Below are 1165 nucleotides of genomic sequence, written 5' to 3' on the forward strand. Positions count from 1 at the left end.
GCTGTACGCTGTTTCGTAATCGCCTGCTGCGTAGGCATCAAATGCCGTCAACAGCTGTTCAACGTGTGCCGTTAAGCCTTCTTCCAATGCATCCGCAGGAACACGGCCTTCTGTTGCCGAATCAAGGAAAGCGGCTTGGTCCACAATGTATTGATCCAGTTCAGCGCGTGCCTGTTCCTGGCCTTCCGTGTTTTCTTCGCCAGTCGCCACTACGTAATCGACAAAGTAGCCGATATGCGATTTCCATGTTTCTTCAAATTGCGCACCTGCTTCTTCGCCGTAGACCGAGCCGACTGCTGCCGAAAGGTCATCGGCATTGGCCAGAAGTGCGGCCGCGGCTTGGTCAAAGCTTTCCGCACCATCCGCGCCGTCCTGCATCGCCATCGTTGCCAGTCCCGCGTGCTCAGTGAACGTCGCATTCAGTGTAGCGCGAAGATCGATCGCGGGTGTATCCGGGTTTGTGTTGTCGAACTTCTCTGGGAATTGCGTCGTGATGGCAATCGACAAGCTTTCCGCGAACATGCTCATGTGGTGAATCGATTCACGCTCCAGTGAGTAAGCTGTTTCAAAGTCGCCCGCTACATACGCATCAAAAGCGGAAATCAGCTGATCCACGTGCACATCCAGTCCTTCTTGAACCGCTGCTGCCGGCAGGAGTCCGCCCGTTGCGGTATCAAAGAATTTAGATTGTTCCACTTTGTATTCTTCCAACGCAGCCAACGCCTGCTCTTTGCCTTCCTGGTTGTCTTCAGCTGTTGCCGTTACATAATCCACGAAGTAGCCGATATGGGATTTCCAGACTTCATCAAACTGTGCGGCACCTTCTTCGCCGTAGACAGAACCGACAGCGGCTGAAAGGTCGTCCGCGTTGGCTAACAATGCGCCAGAAGCTTGATCAAAATCTTCTGCGCCGTCAACGCCTTTTCGCATCGTTTCAACTGCCAGGAAGGCATGCTCCGTCAAGGTCGTATCAAGTGCGATGCGCAATTCTGCAGCGGGTGTTGCCGTACTCGACTCCATCGCCGTTTCGCTTGCTGGCGTGGAATGGCCGTGGCTGTCTGCCAATGCCGCTGTTGGTACCAATAAGGCTAATGATAGTGGAAGTGCTAAAAGACATTTGTTTAATTTCATAAAGAATCGCTCCCTTTTTCTTTTTTTTTGGTTA

The 1165-nt window shown here is 52.4% G+C and carries 1 protein-coding gene; it reads right to left on the reverse strand.

Features of this window, described 5'->3' with window-relative positions; translation table 11 throughout:
• Positions 1 to 1131, reverse strand: a 1131-nt coding sequence (locus J7I83_RS17655) for a copper amine oxidase (RefSeq protein WP_215102937.1), incomplete at its 3' end; no start/stop codon positions are given.
• Between the last annotated feature and the right edge of the window lie 34 nt (positions 1132 to 1165).

It is taken from the genome of Planococcus sp. ISL-110 (assembly GCF_018613575.1).
Classification (GTDB): Bacteria; Bacillota; Bacilli; order Bacillales_A; family Planococcaceae; genus Planococcus.